The sequence below is a fragment of the Pseudomonas sp. FSL R10-0056 genome (assembly GCF_009600105.1).
GTDB classification, from domain to species: domain Bacteria; phylum Pseudomonadota; class Gammaproteobacteria; order Pseudomonadales; family Pseudomonadaceae; genus Aquipseudomonas; species Aquipseudomonas bubulae.
On the sequence record NZ_WIWL01000142.1, the window covers coordinates 60,340 to 77,021 of the forward strand.

The 16,682-nt window shown below is 57.0% G+C and carries 7 protein-coding genes; 4 read left to right on the plus strand and 3 right to left on the minus strand.

The window, feature by feature from the left end:
• Nucleotides 1-4: 4 nt before the first annotated feature.
• From GHO42_RS07740 to GHO42_RS07750, 3 genes are all read right to left on the minus strand, one after another.
• The gene (locus GHO42_RS07740; protein ID WP_153327457.1) at nucleotides 5-10,180 is read right to left on the minus strand and encodes a DUF637 domain-containing protein; all 10,176 of its coding nucleotides are present in this window, start codon (nucleotides 10,178-10,180) and stop codon (nucleotides 5-7) included.
• 30 nt (nucleotides 10,181-10,210) lie between these two features.
• A complete protein-coding gene (locus GHO42_RS07745; protein ID WP_153327455.1) occupies nucleotides 10,211-11,929 on the minus strand; it encodes a ShlB/FhaC/HecB family hemolysin secretion/activation protein in 1,719 nt (572 codons plus the stop codon).
• A gap of 568 nt (nucleotides 11,930-12,497) precedes the next feature.
• Complete coding sequence (locus GHO42_RS07750; protein ID WP_178126962.1) at nucleotides 12,498-13,388, minus strand: LysR family transcriptional regulator; 891 nt, start codon at nucleotides 13,386-13,388, stop codon at nucleotides 12,498-12,500.
• A gap of 137 nt (nucleotides 13,389-13,525) precedes the next feature.
• Here GHO42_RS07750 and GHO42_RS07755 point away from each other — a divergent pair, with 137 nt between their 5' ends.
• From GHO42_RS07755 to GHO42_RS07770, 4 genes are all read left to right on the plus strand, one after another.
• Nucleotides 13,526-14,266 (plus strand): SDR family oxidoreductase, encoded by a 741-nt coding sequence (locus GHO42_RS07755; protein WP_095001760.1) that lies wholly within the window; start codon nucleotides 13,526-13,528, stop codon nucleotides 14,264-14,266.
• 118 nt (nucleotides 14,267-14,384) lie between these two features.
• Nucleotides 14,385-15,281: an SDR family oxidoreductase gene (locus GHO42_RS07760; protein WP_153384143.1), complete on the plus strand. Its 897-nt coding sequence runs from the start codon at nucleotides 14,385-14,387 to the stop codon at nucleotides 15,279-15,281.
• A 125-nt stretch (nucleotides 15,282-15,406) separates the two neighbouring features.
• Nucleotides 15,407-16,018: a hypothetical protein gene (locus GHO42_RS07765; RefSeq protein WP_232527640.1), complete on the plus strand. Its 612-nt coding sequence runs from the start codon at nucleotides 15,407-15,409 to the stop codon at nucleotides 16,016-16,018.
• Between the two features lie 293 nt (nucleotides 16,019-16,311).
• Complete coding sequence (locus GHO42_RS07770) at nucleotides 16,312-16,659, plus strand: GNAT family N-acetyltransferase (protein WP_153327451.1); 348 nt, start codon at nucleotides 16,312-16,314, stop codon at nucleotides 16,657-16,659.
• Nucleotides 16,660-16,682: the final 23 nt, after the last annotated feature.

Here is a 16,682-nt window from a genome sequence, read left to right on the forward strand (position 1 = left end):
TTACTCACTTAAATTTGAAATCATCAATGGCTCCAGTTATGGAGTTTCTTACATAGTGAATTTCGATTCCATTTATATTTTGGGCCGATTTCACCCAACCATCATTTGCCGGCCATCGGGGATCAGTCATTGGGACAGTCAGTGGGCGACCAGCAGCAGGGTTCGAAATAGCCTGCTCCATTGCAAGCTTTTCACTCAAGTTAGCAGGTGCAGACCTACCCGTCGAACCAAGACCTAAAGGTTTGTTCGCTAGCGTAGTTATTTCAGCGCCTTTTACCCCCCAAGACCCGAGGCGCCACAATATACCCGCGAGAGCCGCCCCTGTGAGCTCGCCGGCCATAAACATGCCCCAAGCCTCAACTAACTCACTAGCCGGTTGGACACCATCAAACCCTTGCCCTCGGGCCAACTCCAGTTGCGCCTGAGCTATTTCATCACCCGTAGCGCCCTTGCTTTGCATATCTGCTGCGAGGGTAGTTGCCGCTTGTCCATACTCAACCAAGCCAGGCGGCAGATGGTTAAGGAAGTTGTACTGCGTCAGGTTCTGCGCAATCCATTTGCCTTTCTCCAGCTTGCTGGCGTCCACATCATGTTGAGCGGCAGCCGCCAGCACACCAACGATCTGCGAACTCATGGTCAGCAGTTTTTCATCACCATTGACCAAGTCATTCAAGTGACCAACCAACACCTCGTTGGCACCTGCTGCCAAGGCACCGGTTTTAAAGTCTCCGCCCGTGGCTTCTGCCAGCAAACCTCCGACCATGGCCTGAATTGCGACCTTTGGCCCTGAGCCATCGGCAAACACACCCTGGGTGTAATCGCCAACAGCGTTGAAACTGGCCGCCGCCAAGGTGTTGAATAGCGCACTTTTCAAGGCATCGCTGACGTTGCCACCCTGCCCCAAGGCCTTGCTCAAGGCCAGGGAGGTGCCATTTTGCAGCGTCTGGTTGGCTGCAAATTGCCCAGCGCCTTTCCAGGTGTTGAGGGGGACATTGACCTTGCCTGTGCCCGTATTGGTTTTGCTTGCCGTCAAGTCGTCAAAATAGCCAGCCGTCACACCAGCGGTAACACCTGATATCGCATAGCCCTTCATCGCATCGGATGACGTGACGTCCTTGATCACCGCACCAAGATTTCCGCGATTATTGACGGTACTAACGGTGGCATTCGTTGCCGCGCCTGCGGTCACTGCTCCTGCAGCCGCTGACAGCCCAGCCGCGGTGCCCGCCGTCATTGTTCCGGCGGCAACCGCAGCCCCTGTCGCACCGGCCATGGCTCCCATCGCCATAGGCCCAATCACGGCCGCCATCACAATAGCGATAATGATCTGCGAAGCCGGACCCAGCCCCGAGTGGCTGTATTTGAAGCTGTCGTGGATTTCCTTGACCTGACGCCAATCCACATCGCCACGTTTTTCTGCATCCTTGAGCCAGGCCAGTTGAGGGTCAGCCTCGACCATCGCGTCGATGGACTGGCTGACCGATTGTTGGTCAACCTGTCTGATATCGATCTTCAGGCCATCAACAGCTTTGATCGCAATGCTGCCTTCGGCAATCATCTGGGTCTGACGTAAGGTTTCGTCGGTGTTGCCCTGGCCTTTGGATGAAACCCAAAATGCATTGTTGTTACTCTTTTCGTGACTCTCCTGATGCAAGTCTTTAACCGCCTCAAAAGTAACCGTCCCATCGCTATCGATCGCGATATCGTTACCGCTGTTGAGCCTGGCCCCTTGATAAAGCTGATCACCGCCACTGCTTAGGGTCAGGTCACCACCGGTCTTGATTTCGCTACCGATGTTTTTGATGTCGGTAACTTCATCTCGCTTGGTTTTCTTACTCCCCCAACCGCCCTTCTTTTTCATGTCATAAAACGAGTAGTTGCTGTCCTGCGCAGCCAACAGGCTCAACTCGTTATCAGCATGAAGATAGGCCTCGTTGCCTGCACTGATCTTGCTCGCCATCAGCGTCAGGTCTGTTCCCGCAATAGCTAGCAGGTCGCCACCGGCGCTCAGTTCGGCAGACTGCTGGGTCACCTGGTCCGACTGGGTGTTGGTCTTGGTTTTGCCTTTTTTCTCTTTGGCGTAATCATGGTTTTCGTTGGCAGCAGCGGCCAGGGTCAAGCTTTCCCCGGCTGTGACGCTCAAGTCTTTAGCAGCACTGACGGTGCTGGCGATTACGGCGATATCCCGCCGAGCATCGATGCTCAAGTCACCACCGATATCCACTGCCGAGGCGTGTTGTTGGATAGTTTGTTCGGTGCCGCTGCTGCGCCGGCGCTGGTAGTCGTAGCTGTCTTCTTCAGCCCTGCTGGCAATTACCACGTCGCGCCCGGCGACAATGGACGCATCGGCACCGGTTTTGAGGGTGCTGCCGATGCTCGCGATATCGCGCCCAGCGTTGAGTTTGAGGGTGTCCGTGGCTTCAAAGCGGGAGGCGTTGCTCACCACGTCATTGCGCAACTGATAGCCATCGCCTTCACGCTTGAAGGTGGTGACGGTGCGTTCGTTGAGAATGTCGCCGGTCAGCGCGGTTGCATCGATTTCGCGCCCCGCAATCACCCCGCCACGGCTGTTGCTGATGGCGTCGGTGGCGAGCATGTCCAGACGGTTGCCGGCCTGCATCAGGCCGCTGTTGTCGAGGGTGTTGGCCACCATGTTCAAGTTGTGCGTGGCCCGCAATGTGCCGCTGTTGTGCAGGTCAGTACCGGAGATCAGGCTGACATCCTGGCCCTGGATCAGCGCGCCGTTAGGGGCCAGGCGGTTGTTGGCCTGGGCCAGGTAAAGCACCGGGGTCAGGACTTTTTGGCCGTTAACCTGAGCCTCTTCCATCCACACAATATCGTGGGTCAGTGCCGCCACTTGTTCGGCGGTCAGGGAAACGCCAAGTTGAAGCTTCAGCGTGTCCTTGTATGAAATGGCGTTGTCCATCAGGTAGCGGAACAGCGCATCGTCGCTGGTAATCCCCTCGATGTAACGCTGACCGGTGCGGGCAACTACCGCTTCACGAATCAGCCGTTGCTCATAAAGCCCATCGCCCAGACGACGATGGGTTGCGTCCGGAGTCATACCCAGCTTGTCGAGCAGGTAGTCGGAACTCATGAACTGCTTGAGGTCGGTAAGTGCCGGGTTGGTTTCGATCAGATACTTGTGGCTATTATCCGCCGCAGGGGTTTCAGGCAGGCCTTGCACCCGAGTGACGCTGTGCGTATTGGTCTCCAGAACCAACGGCCCCTGACCATTCACCGTGGCTGTTACCGGCGGTGTATCGAGGGTAAAACCCCGTTCCTGGGCAGCGTTGTAGCCCAGTGTTTTTTCGCGGTCTTGCGCGGCAATTTGGCGGCCTGTGACGCTGAAATCGCCGCCACCTTTGGGAGCATTGTTCGCAGCGTCATCAGTGGCTTGCTGACCACTTAGCCGAAACAAGCCGTTTTGCCCGGTGGGGAGGCTAAATCCCGGCAAGGTCACCGGATTGACTTGCTGTTGTGCCAGATCGGGTGGCAGTTGCGCGGTGATCGCTGGCTTCACAGTCGAGGCAAATACATCGGAACTGGTGTTGTGGTTTCGCTCGGGATTGTTGATATCCGTGGCGTTCGGGCGGATGACGCTGTTGTTGAGTTGTTGCGCGGCATTGACCGCGACGGAGCCTGCCGCCTGGATAACCGCCTGGGCAATAACACTCCCCGAGGTCGGTACGACATAGGTGCTGGTCTCGATAAAGTTGCCGATACCGGCCATGACCTGAGCTACGGTCATGTCACCCGGGCGGTAGTTTGCCGAAGTTGGGTTGTTGTACTGGTTGAATTGGTCACGGCGGCTGATGAAGGTGTTGTAGAAACCACGATCACGGGTATACATCGCCGAATTCAGATGGCGCACCTCCCCTCCCGCAGCACCGGTGTTGTTCAGGACATCAGTGTTGATAAGGATGTTTTTTGCCGCCGAGACCGAGCTGTAGAGGTTGTCGAAGGTTTGACTGCCCACTGTCAGATCCCCCCCTGCGTTAATAAACGCCGAGGCCGAACTGCCGGTTATCACATCTTCATAGCGCTCTACCGAGGTGAAACTGAGCGAGCAGCCTTTACCCTTGCAGAAATCGTTGGAGTAGACGTTGATGTTGCCCGATACCAGTTTCTTTTCTGTACTGAATTGATCGCGGCGGTTACTCAGGCTGCCTGCCAGCAGACGCATATCGCCGATGCTTTCCAGGGTGCCTGAGATATTTTCGATCAGGGCACTGCGGCCGTTCGTGTCGTCCCGTGCGATGTCCAGGTCACCCAGGCTGTAGACATCGCCGAAGCGGTTGCTGAAGTCATTGACCCGCACCGTCATGTCGTTGCCGCTGAAAATCAGGCCTTGGTCGTTGCCCAGGTGAGCAGCGTTCAACCGCACCTTTTCGGCACCACCCAGGGTGCCGTAGTTGTTCAATTTACTGGCGTTGACCGTCAGGTCGCCTGCCGATGTCAGGCGGCCATGGTTGTTCAAGGTCGTGCTGTTGATGTGGGTAGTGGCGCCACTGGCAATCCGGGCGGTGTCGCCCAGGTTCATGCTGGAGCTGGCAAGGTGCATGTCGCCCAGACTGCTGATGCGACCGTTGCCGCTGTAGTCACCGGTAAGGGTCAGCTCAAGGCTACCGTCACTGGCCAGGAGACCTTCGTTGATCCAGGTGTCACCTTTGCCGCTCAAACGTTGCGAGCCCAGCAACTGACCGCTGGCTGTCTGAGTGAACTGACCGATATCAAGGTTCAGGCGACCGGCCTGGATGACACTGCTGTTGGTCCAGCTCGCCGCCTTGATATCCAGCTGGCCATTGGTCACGAAGCTGCCGCCCGCGCGGGTGACTTGATCTGAAGCCAGGTCAAATTTACCGCTGCCGCTGTGCAGGACGCGACCACCGTTGTTGTCCAGCGCGGATGCTTGCAGGTTGAGGTATGGGTTGGTGCTTTCGAGCACACCAAAACGATTATCCAGCTGGCCCGAGGCGCTGATGTACGAGGTGCCCGTGCGCCCCATGGCCCGCAAGGTGCCGTTTACGTTGCTGATATCACGCGCGGCTAGACGCAGCGTTTCATCGCTTTCGATCAAGCCGAAACTATTGCTCAAAGATCCCGCAAGACTAAACTCGATGTCCTTCGCACCGACTTTTCCTCCGTTTCCTTCAGTTGTCCCTTGGTTGTCGAAGTGCTCAGCCGTGACTTTGAGCCGGGTATCGGCATAGATACCACCGCCCTGATTATTGAACGTACTGCTAACAATGCGGTTTTCGCCGCCCAGTGCAGATAAGTGCCCCATCTGATTGAGCAGTCCGCCTGTGGCGTCGATATCCAGGGATTGCGCCTGGGTGATCCCACCGCTGTTGTCGAACAAGCCGGTGACCAGTTTTATCCAGCCCTTGTTGCTGTTGAGCACACCGCCTGCATCGTTGGCGATACTGGCCGCTTCAAGGTTCACATTGGCGCTCAGGCTGTCGACCTTGCCGCCCTGGTTATTCAAGGCATCACCAAGGTGCAGACTATTATCGGCCTGGCTTTGCAGCGTGCCTTGCTGGTTGTTGAGGGCGCGGGCAGCCAGGTCGAGTCGACCTTTTTGACTGAAGATCAAACCGGCCTGCTGGTTGTGTACATCACCAGCCAACAGTTTGATAACCAGGTCTTTCTGGCTGGCCAGGGTGCCTTGGTCGCGGTTGTCCAGATCACCGTTGGTGAGAGTCAGATCAAGCTGATCCTGGCTGGCCAGTTGACCGCCACGGTTATCCAGACTGGCCGCATTGAGCAGCAGGGCCGCACCACTGGCCAAGCGCGCGTTATTGGCGTTGATCAATGCACCGCTCAAGGTGCCTTTGAGGGTTCCCTGGCTGATCAGTTGCCCAGCGCTGTTGTCCACGCTCCGACCTGTGAGGGTGATATTGGCAGCGTTGACTTTGCCGTTACGGTTGCTCAGCTCAGTCCGCACGTGGTTGAAATCCAGATCTCTTGCGGACGAAATCAAACCGTCATTACTGTTGTCCAGACCACCCGCGATGCTGAGCGTTAGGTCATCCTGGCCCGAAATAATGCCCTGGTTGTTATTCAGACTCGCGGCACTGACATGTTGCTTGCCCTGGCTGACCAGCGCGCCCGCGTCGTGGTTATCCAAAGCATCTGTGAGGACAACCTGCAGGGTGCCGTCCTTGCTCGACAGGGTGCCTTGGACGCTGTTGTCCAAGCTGTCGCCAATCACCTTCAGGCCATTCCAGCCGGAGATCAAGCCGTGGTCGGAGTTGACCACATGCCCAGCCTCAAGGCGCAATTGGTCGGTGCTGAGGATGACGCCGCGATCACCGTTATCGATGTGTTTCGCCCCCAGGGTGAATGCGTTCTGACTGGAGATTTCCCCGTGTTCACGGTTGGTCAGGGCGACCAGACGTGCAAAGGTCAGCGGGCCGTTGGCCCTGATCAAACCACCCCTGTTGTCCAGATCCCCGCCTTGCAGGTCAATGGCCACGGCACGCTCGCCGACCAGGCGACCCTGGCGCTGAATCAACTGTTGAACGGTGAGTTCCAGGTCGCCCTTGGCCGAGATTTCCCCGCCCTGGCTTGAGGTCACGTGTTGACCCGCTAAAGCAAGATCGCCTTGGCTGTTGATCAGGCCTGCGCTGTTTTCAAGGTCAGCGGTGGTCAGATTCAACGCCCGCTGGCTGCCGATTACCCCTTCACGGTTATCCACGTTGCCAGCCGTGACAATCATGGAGCCATCGCTGGCTAAACTGCCGCCCTGGCGATTGTCCAGCGCTCCCGTGTTGAGGGTCAGGTGGGCACCGGCGAAGAGTCGCCCCTTGTCGCTGTTGTTCAATGACCCGGAGGCCACTTCAAGTGTGGTCGCGGCCGTGATCATGCCTTGGTTGCGATTGTCCAGAACCCCCTCAACCTTGAGGTTGAGGTCGCCATGACTGGCGAGCGCCCCACCGGACCGGTTGTCCAGGCTGGCGGTCGCCACTTGTAATACGTTCTGCGCCGACAGCACCCCTTTGACACTGTTATCCAGTGCATGGGCCACGTGCAGTTGAAGGCTATCGGCACTGATGACCTTGCCGCCTCGGTTGTTCAGCGAATCTGCCGCCAGCACAAATGACTGCGTGCTGGAAATCTCGCCGCCCTGGCTGTTGTCGACCACGCCCAAGTTGCTTAGCAGCAACTGCCCTGGTGTCGCAATCAATCCTCGGTTGCGGTTGATCAAAACCCCATGATTGAGGTTCAGATTGATGCCCGTGTTGCTGACCAGTTCGCCCCGATCGTGTTGATCCAGTCCGGTCAGCGTTGCGTTAACCGTGGACTTGGCGAAGATCGAACCTTGCTGGCTGTTGTTCAGTTGACCGCCATCAAGGGTGATCCCGGCGTCACTTTTAATACTGCCTTGCTGACTGTTGTCCAGGTTCGCGCTGAGGATATCAATGCTGTTTCTGGCACTGATGACACCGCCCTGGCTGTTGTTAAGGTCGCCGCTGTACAGGCTGGCCGTACCATCCGCCAGCAGTTTGCCGGCCTGATTATTCAATAGGCCCCGAGTGGTGACCGACAACGCCTTGGCTGCGGAGAGAATACCGCCCTGGCCATTATCCAGACTGGCAGCGTTTACTCTCAGGTTTCCCTCGCTGACAAGTTCGCCCTGGAAATGGTTAAGCAGATCCTCAGTCAAATTGACTTGAATATTTTTTTGGCTGGTGAGGCGTCCACCCGAGCTGTTATCCAGCTGGCCACCGTTCAATACCAGCCCTTCGCGACCTGCCAGCAGCCCTTTGTTCTGATTGAGAAGCCGTTGCACCGTCAGGTTCAGGCCGCTGTCGGCAATCACTTTACCGCCACTGTTATTCAGAAAATCAGCAGCCAGCAGTACCTTGGCCTGGCTGGAAATCTCGCCTCGCTGATTGAGCAGAGTTTGGCCGTGCAGGGCCACGCCTTTATCAGCGGCGATCAGGCCGCCGTTGCGGTTGTCCAGCGTGGTGGTTTTGAGTGCCAGTGCACCTTCGCTGACCAGCTCACCACCTTGTTGATTCAGGACACCAACCGTGACCTGCAGACCGCCCTTGGCACTGATCCGCCCGGCGCCGTTTTCGATCTGGTTGGCATTGAGGGCCAAAAGACCCTCGCTGCTCAGTTTGCCGCCGGTGTTATCCAGACGGTCCAACTCAACACGGGCACCTGCCTTGCTGCTGATAACGCCTTTTTGGCTGTTATCAACGCGGCCACCCCTCAGGGTCAGTGCTCCATCAGCGATCACCAGGCCTGCGTGATTGACCAGGGCATCGCTGTGCAACGTCAGGCCTGTTTTGCTGGAGATCAGTCCTGCCTGGGAGTTGTACAACTGACCAGTCGTGATCTGCTGAGCCCCCTGACTGACCAGATTGCCTTTGTTGCGGTTGTCGAGCAGACCGGTGATGGATGCGGTCAAGCCGACCTGGCTGGACAAAGAACCTTGGCCACTGTTATCCAGGCTGGCGGCCTGAACTGTCAGCCAGTCAACAGCAGAAAAAATGCCGAGACGATTATCGATTGCGCCGCTGGCCGTCACGTTAAGGTTGCTGCCCAACAACGTGCCTGAGCGGTTGTCCAGGGTCGTGGTAGTGATAAGGGTTTGGCTGGCCGATAGTTCACCCGACCGGTTGCTCAGGTGTCCGGCCGTCACGCTGGCCCGCTCGGTGCTGGCGATCAGGCCCTTGTCGTTGGTCAGTTGACCAGCGTTGAGTTTCAAGTCGTTGAGGCCAATCACTCGGCCATTTTGGTTTTCCAGAGCCGCCAGTACCGTGACGTCTGCGCTGTTAGTGCTGTGCAGCAAGCCATCGGCTCGGTTGTCCAGGCGGGTAGCGTTGACGTTGAGTGTGTCAGTGCCGAGGATGCGGCCCCCACGGTTATCGAGGTGACCGGCAGTGACCGATGTTTTCGGGCCGCTTAACGTACCCGTTTGGTTGTCCAGCGTTTGTGTGGCGGCCACCGTCAAGGCACGACTGGCAACTATGCTATTGGTATTGCTTAGATTGGCTGCTGAAAGGCTGATATCACCTGTGGTATTGCGGGTGTTGTCTGCGTTGACCCCGGCTTCGATGATGCCGTTATTGGTCAACTGGCCACCACTGCTGAGGGTAATGCTGTCCCGTGCGGCGAGGCTTATTTGGTTGTTCAGTGCCGTTGTGGTTTGTACATCAAGCCGAGTGCCAGCATCGACCGGGCCCTGGGCATCGAGGCTCGCCGCTTTGACATTGATAGCCCCACTTGCCGAGGCCTGGGCCATGCGCAAATGCCCATTGGCGTCGAGCACAATATCGCCACCACTGGCCGCCAGGGTGCCGTCCAGCTTCACGCCGACACCCGCTTGCGTACCTACCAGCTTGATAGCACCTGCATACATGCCGCCCAGTACAGATGAATCGATGGCCAATTCAGGTTTTGCACTGCCGTCGTCGACCCGAGCGGTGATGGCAAGAGTCTGGGCACTGACGTCATTACGCCCGGCAATGACGGTCAAATTGCGTGCATTGATCTGCGCATTGATTCTGGCTGTGCGGGTGATGATTTCGAAGCTGTCAACGTTGCTCGCGTTCAAGCCCTGACCGTCGATGGTCACGGCGCCGCCATCCACCTGATAACGATCCAGGTGGCCGTTATCCAGGACGGGCTTGCCGGTGCTCAGGGTGACGCTAGGAGTGTTGATAAAACCGCAGCCATTACAGGTAATGCCGTAGGGGTTGGCCACGATCACCTTGGCCGACTGCCCCGCCACTTCGGTATAGCCGCGCAGCTGGCTAGGGCTGCCGCCGCTGACTTCGTTGAGGATGATGTTGGCAGCATTGCCATGCAGGTTCGGGTTGCCGAGGATGATGCCGCCCAGTTGTGTCGACTGGGTGCGGTCGGTGGCGTTGTTGAGGATCAGGCCATTGGCACCGACGTTGTAATCATTGAACTGGTTATGCGACAGCCCGCTGCCATTGGGTGCTGCAATATTGATGATCGGGACGCCATTACCCGCTGTTTGCAGACTGGTGCCTGGCCCGCTGACGACGATACCTTCGGCCTGCACCAGCAGTGGTTGCCAGAACATCGCGTTGGCCAGAATAAAGGCCAGGCCACGCCTGGGCATGCCCAGGAAGGATTCTCGGGGTTGCAGGGCCGCGGAGGGCTGGCGAGCCAAAAAGGCCAGGTGACGGTCGTCCATGTCAGTTTCTCGATACAACGAAGCGTTGAATTAAAGAAAGAAATCCATACGGAAGTAGATCGGCGCTTCACGCTCGCTGAACACATCCGGTCGTTCCAGGGAATGAGCAAAGGTCACGCTGGTGCTGAGGTTGCGGCCCCGGGCAAACAACTCCAGCGAACTGCTGGAGACCCGGCCATGTACCTCGCGGTTGTAACGCCCGTGGCGAATCACGCCCTGGTCGTAGCCAAGGCTGGTGCCGTAATCGGTAAATACCGGGCGCAGCCAGCCCCACGTCACCGGACGCCACCAGCGCAGGTCATTGCGCCAGTAACCTCCGCTGTCGCCGGACAGTTGCTGGTCCTTGTATCCCCGTACCGAGGCTGTACCGCCCAGGCTTAAGCGTTGTGGACTAAACAGCACATCCTCACTGCGTTGACCGGTGGCCATACTGGTAAAGCTGAAGGACTCACCCCACAGCTTGAAAGGCTGTAAATAGCTGATGGTCGCGGTGTATTTGCGGTAGCGGGCCTCTGGCATGCCCCGCTCGGGGCTGTGCTCCCCCTGGGCATCGAAGGCGCCGATACCGTTTTGCATACCGACATCGAGGTTGACGAAGGAACTCGCGATACGTCGACCGTGGTTGATGCCAACCTGGAATTCGCTAAGACGGTGGCTGCTGTTGCGCAGTCGTGAATCGCTTACGTAGTTATTGGAACGCATATGCGCCAGACCGGTGTTGAGGGAGGTTTTACTCATCGCGTCGCGATGGACCACCCGCTCGGCACGCAGTTGATGGTTTGCACTGTCCCCGGTTTGTTTGAAATCAAACGTATTGGCCTGGCCGACCGAGCGATAATCGCTTTGGCTGTAGCTATAAGCGAAGTTCCACCAGCCCCACGGCAGGTTGTAGTAGAAGCTCGCATTTTTCGAAGTTTTCCGGTGGTCACTGATTGCATCGTGGCCCCCACGCAGCACCAATTGATCGGCCAGACCCAGCGGGCTGTCCCACTCAAACCCCGTACCCCACTGCTGTTCACCGGTACTTTTCTGACCGTCGTTAGTACGCGACAAGCCGACACGCCAGGGCTTTTGCGGCGCGTTTTTGACCACTACCGCACTCCCCCCCACCTCACTGCCCGGTGCCAGTTCCATTTGTGCCTGGTTGGATGGCAAGCGGTTGAGCTGATCAATCGCCTGCTCGATTTCCCGCAAATCCAGCTGATTACCAGGCTGACCGGGAAAGCTCATGGCCAATTCGCGGCTGGATAGCTTGCTGTTGTCGTCGCCCTTGAAACTTTCAAGCTTGCCTTCAACCACCAGGACTTGCAGATGCCCTTGGGAAAGGTCCTGCTGCGGCAAGTAAGCACGACTGGTCACCAAACCCCTGTCGATATATCGGTTGGTGATGACCTTGAGTAGTTCATTGAGCTGAGATACGCCCAGACACTGGCCGATATAGGACTGGATCACCGATTCGCGCTCACTGGCGGACAGGCTGTCGGCGCCCTTGAGCTCGATTTCTTCTATGGGGAAACAGCGACTGTCGGCTGGCTGAGCTGGAGCCGTAAGAGAAATCTGTTTGCCGGGAAGCTCCTGAAGCTCCTCAAGCCGGCGCCGTTGCTCTTCGAGCAGACGTTCTTGACGATCGCGAATCAGATCCTGATCACCCGGCGTCGGGCCCGATTCAGCCACAGCGGAACTCACCCCGGCCAAACCAACCAGCAGAGACGAAAAGTAAAACCTTACAGCGAGGTGACATGCCGACATGCTTGCTCCATCCGTGGTTCGCAAACCTTGCTGTGTGAGCCAAAGCCTTTTGACAGGGGCAACTCGTAGAAAAATGCCTAGGAGCGCCCGTGGATGGCGTAAGTTTTAAGTTTCTCAGAGGGAAATGATTTAGGACGTTTCCTATACCAACGACGAAACCTCTCGCCAGGGAACTAGATTTTTCGAAGCAGGTAGATCTGGTAGTTGAGGGGATCCGCTTGCCCCCATGTGCAAAGCCAGATTATCAGAGCGCCCAAGAGCACTGCGTTGGCCTTATCGATGAGTGCCGATCCGTGGTTTATATCAACGGCCAACGGGGTGAGCAGATTAAAAATCCGCCGCTCTTTGAATATTTACTGCCGATCGCATGCCGATAAACCACTCACGGACAGCATGATTAAAATCAGTCGTCCAATCATCTGCCGGATAAAAAAGAGACTGCCCCGCCTGACCTCTATGCTTGGTGAATGCTAAAAATGGGGGGATTACCCGCCCTTCTGAACGAACGTTGGCCGCTCATCCTGAAATAAGCACTCAGACGCGCCGTCGCGATGCCCTCACGATGCCCTCACGATGCATCGGCGAATATCTCGCTCAACCAGTCGACAAATACCCGAACCCGTGGCGACATGTGCCGGTTCTGCGGGTAAAGCACAGAAACCGGCATCGGTGGCGGTGGCGTTTCAGCGAGAATTTTCTGCACCAGGCCTTGGGATATTTGCGTTTTCATCCGGTAATGCGGGCACTGGATGATGCCGAGCCCGGCAATTGCCGACGCCGCATAAATTTCTGCACCAAACACCGACAACGCCCCGTCAATGACCACTTCCTTGACTTGGCCATCGACCATGAACTCAAACGGAAACTGCCTGGCGGTGGTGCGCGAGACGTAATTCACGGCGCGGTGATGGCCCAGCTCGTCGAGGCTTTTCGGTACACCGTATTGGCGCAGATACCCCGGACTTGCACAGGTGATCTGTTCAAGGTTGGCCACACGCTTGCCAATCAATGCCGAATCACCAAGGGTTCCGGCACGCAGGACACAGTCCACACCTTCGGTAATCAGGTCGACAAAGCGATCGGCCTCGCTGATGGACAACTCTATCTCCGGATACCGGGCCATAAACTGCGGCAACGCCGGGATAACGAAGTGTTTGGCCAAAGTGCCATGCAAATCTACGCGCAACTGGCCTTTGGGGGCCACGCCGCGAAATGCCAGCTCGGCCTCCTCCAGTTCCGCCAATAACTGCACGCAACGCTGGTAGTAAGCCTCGCCATCAAGCGTAGGGCGCACTTTTCGCGTACTGCGTTCCAGCAGACGCGTACCAAGCCAGGCCTCGAATTGATTCAGGGTATGGGTCAGCGTCGCCCGCGGCAGGTTCAAGTCATCGGCGGCTTTCGTGAAGCTGCTGCGCTCATAAATCCGCACAAAGGCTTTCATCGCCTTGACTTGATCCACGCTGAACGCCCTCTTTTTGATTGTTGGTATTTATTGAACAGTTAAGCCAACTTTCATGCATTTAACACCAAGAGTAAACATGTGAAATTAGCCTCGTCCCCAGCAAACACCCCCCACTGACACAAGGAATGACAGCCATGACGACTCACAATTTGAAAGTTGCCATTATCACTGGCGCCTCCCGCGGCATCGGCGCTGTTATTGCCAAACAACTGGCCACCGAAGGTTTCGCCGTCGCAATCAACTACGCCAACAGCGCCAACGAAGCCACGGCTCTGGTTGCCCAATTGCGTCAGGCCGGACACCAGGCCATCGCGATAAAGGCAGATGTTGCCAGTGCCGAAGATGTACGCCGCCTGTTTGATGAAACCGAAGCGCAACTGGGTAAAGTCGACGTGCTGGTCAACAATGCGGGCATCCTCAAAGTCATGCCGCTGGCGCAACACAGCGACGAGCTGTTCGATCAGAATTTCAATATCCACGCCCGCGGCACCTTCAACACGCTGCGTGAAGCCGCTACCCGCCTGAACAATGGCGGCCGGATCATCAACTTTTCCAGCAGTACCGTCGGCATGAACCTGCCGGGTTACGCCGTGTACATCGCCAGCAAAGCAGCGGTGGAATCCCTGACCCAAGTGTTCGCCAAGGAAATGCGCGGTCGCAACATCACCGTCAACGCCGTGGCACCTGGCCCGGTCGCCACCGATCTGTTCTTGCATGGCAAGAGCGAAGAGCAAATCCAGACCTTCGCCAAAATGCCTCCGCTGGAGCGCCTGGCTCAGCCAGAAGATATCTCTCGCGTGGTGTCCTTCCTCGTCGGCCCTGATTCGGCCTGGGTGAACGGACAAATCCTGCGCGTCAACGGCGGCCTCGTCTGAACCGTCCTGCTTGAGACTCAGGGCAGGTGAACATGCTGCGAGCAATCGCAGCGGATGTTCACATTGCTCAGCGCAGTGACGGCAGGTTTTATCTGCTGATTTTGGAGAGGTCTTTATCTTGAAATCCGTCATTCTGATTACCGGTGCCTCCAGCGGGTTTGGCGCGCTCACCGCACGCGCCCTGGCCGACGCTGGCCATACCGTCTACGCCAGCATGCGTGAAACCCTGGGCCGCAACGCAGCGCAAGTACTCGAAGCACAGCGCTACGCGGACGAACACCGGGTTGACTTGCGCAGCGTTGAACTGGACGTCGCCTCAACCGAGTCGGTCCAGGCGGGCGTCGCGAAAATCATCGGCGATTGCGGCCAACTGGACGTGATCATCCACAATGCCGGGCACATGTCCTTTGGCCCCGCCGAAGCCTTTACGCCCGAGCAGTTCGCCCAGCTCTACGACATCAACGTATTGAGCACTCAACGCGTTAACCGAGCGGCCTTGCCGCAACTGCGCAAACAGGGACGGGGGCTGGTGCTGTGGGTTTCCTCCAGCAGTGCGCGCGGTGGCACCCCGCCGTATTTGGCTCCGTACTTTGCGGCCAAGGCGGCCATGGACTCGCTGGCAGTGTCCTACGCCAGCGAACTGACGCGTTGGGGGGTGGAGACGTCAATCATCGTGCCGGGTGCGTTCACCAAGGGCACCAACCACTTCACCCATTCCGGTTCCCCTGCAGATCAGGTTCGAGCCGCCGAATACAACGAAGGCCCTTACTCCGGTGTGCCGGATCAGGCACTCAAAGGTCTGGCAGCCCTGGAACCGGCTGACGCGGATGTCGGTGAAGTGGCCAAAGCCATCGTCGAAATCGTCGGAATGCCATTAGGTACCCGTCCATTTCGGTGTCATATCGATCCATCCCAGGACGGTGCCCAGGTCGTCAATGCCATGGCCGACCGGGTACGCGCTGAAATGTTTCGCCGCATAGGCCTGGAAGACCTGCTCAAGGTCGCTGCTCGCTGAGTCTGCCCTCGCGGCCCGAGGGGTACTTCGGCGACTAAGTGGAATACACACACTCCAGGTTTTACGCAAAGGCCAAAGCCCCCCGGCGACCTCCCACAAGACCGCCAATCACATAGGGCATGACAATGATGAACATCAACTTGAGCCACGGTACGGCGACCCTGCGCAGGCGCTTTCGAAATGCGGGCCTGACCGTTTTGACCACTATGGGGTTTGCAGCGTGCGGCGATCATCGTACGCCCGATGCAATGCAGGAAATGACCATGAAACCTTCAATCACGTATCTGCATTTGCTACGCCACACGCCGTTTTTCACGTCGTTGACGACCGAACAACTGCGGTGGGTCATCGACCACTCAAACGAATGGGAAACCGAAGCCGGAGCGGTCATCGCCAAGAAGGACCAGGGAGGAGCATCGGCACCGGACACCTGGATCCTGCTCGATGGTGGATGGCAGGTTCATTACAACGGCCATACCTTCGCAAGCGGGCATGGTGATGCGGGCAAATGGTTCAATATGGGCGAAACACAAGGTGCGGACTGTGCGCTGATCACGACCGGGCACAGCTACATCATGCGCATTACCGAGGCCGACATGAACACAATGCTGGAACAAGGTTTTACGTTCGGGCCTCATCTTGAAGCCGGGCGAAGGTACTACCAGTCGATATTCACTACGACGCAAGGGCTGAACTGCCCCTGTGAAGTTGGGGATTTTGCAGCTGGTTTGGATTGAGGCTATGACTGAGGACGATGCTGGCAATCGAAGCTACGGGTTGGCCCCACTCTTGAATGACCTGGGCTTTGAAAGATCTGGAATACGAACGTCATTTTGGCTGCATTAAATACCCGCTTAAAAGGCTAAAACTGCTGCCCACTTAAATCAAAGTGCACACCATGTCACAGCTTTGGGAGTTGGGTAGATGACGTGGATAGACGCACACGTTAAATTGAGTGTTGACGTATATTTTTACATCTTATATTCAGACTGATATATAAATCCGAACCAATCATTTGAGCGTAGATCTTTTGAAGACTCCCCCCTTTATTTCGCTTGAATCCCCTGATCAACCGGAAGTGATTGCCCTCATTGAGGAGCTTGATGCTTACCAAGCCCCGCTTTACCCCGCAGAAAGTCATCACGGCGTAAACATCGAAGCTCTTTCTCCGAAAAATGTGCTGTTCGCTGTTGGGCGTTCCAGTAACGGAGAGGCCGTGGCATGTGGAGCCTTGGTGGTGCACCCGACGCACGGCGAGCTGAAGCGGATGTTTACAAAACCAACATTCCGGGGACAAGGGCTGGCCAGTCGGCTTCTTACAACCCTAGGCTCTGTACGTAAAGTATTGTCGCAAGCACCGCATAGCGCAGGCCAATGAGACCATCGCCGCAAAACTTGTTG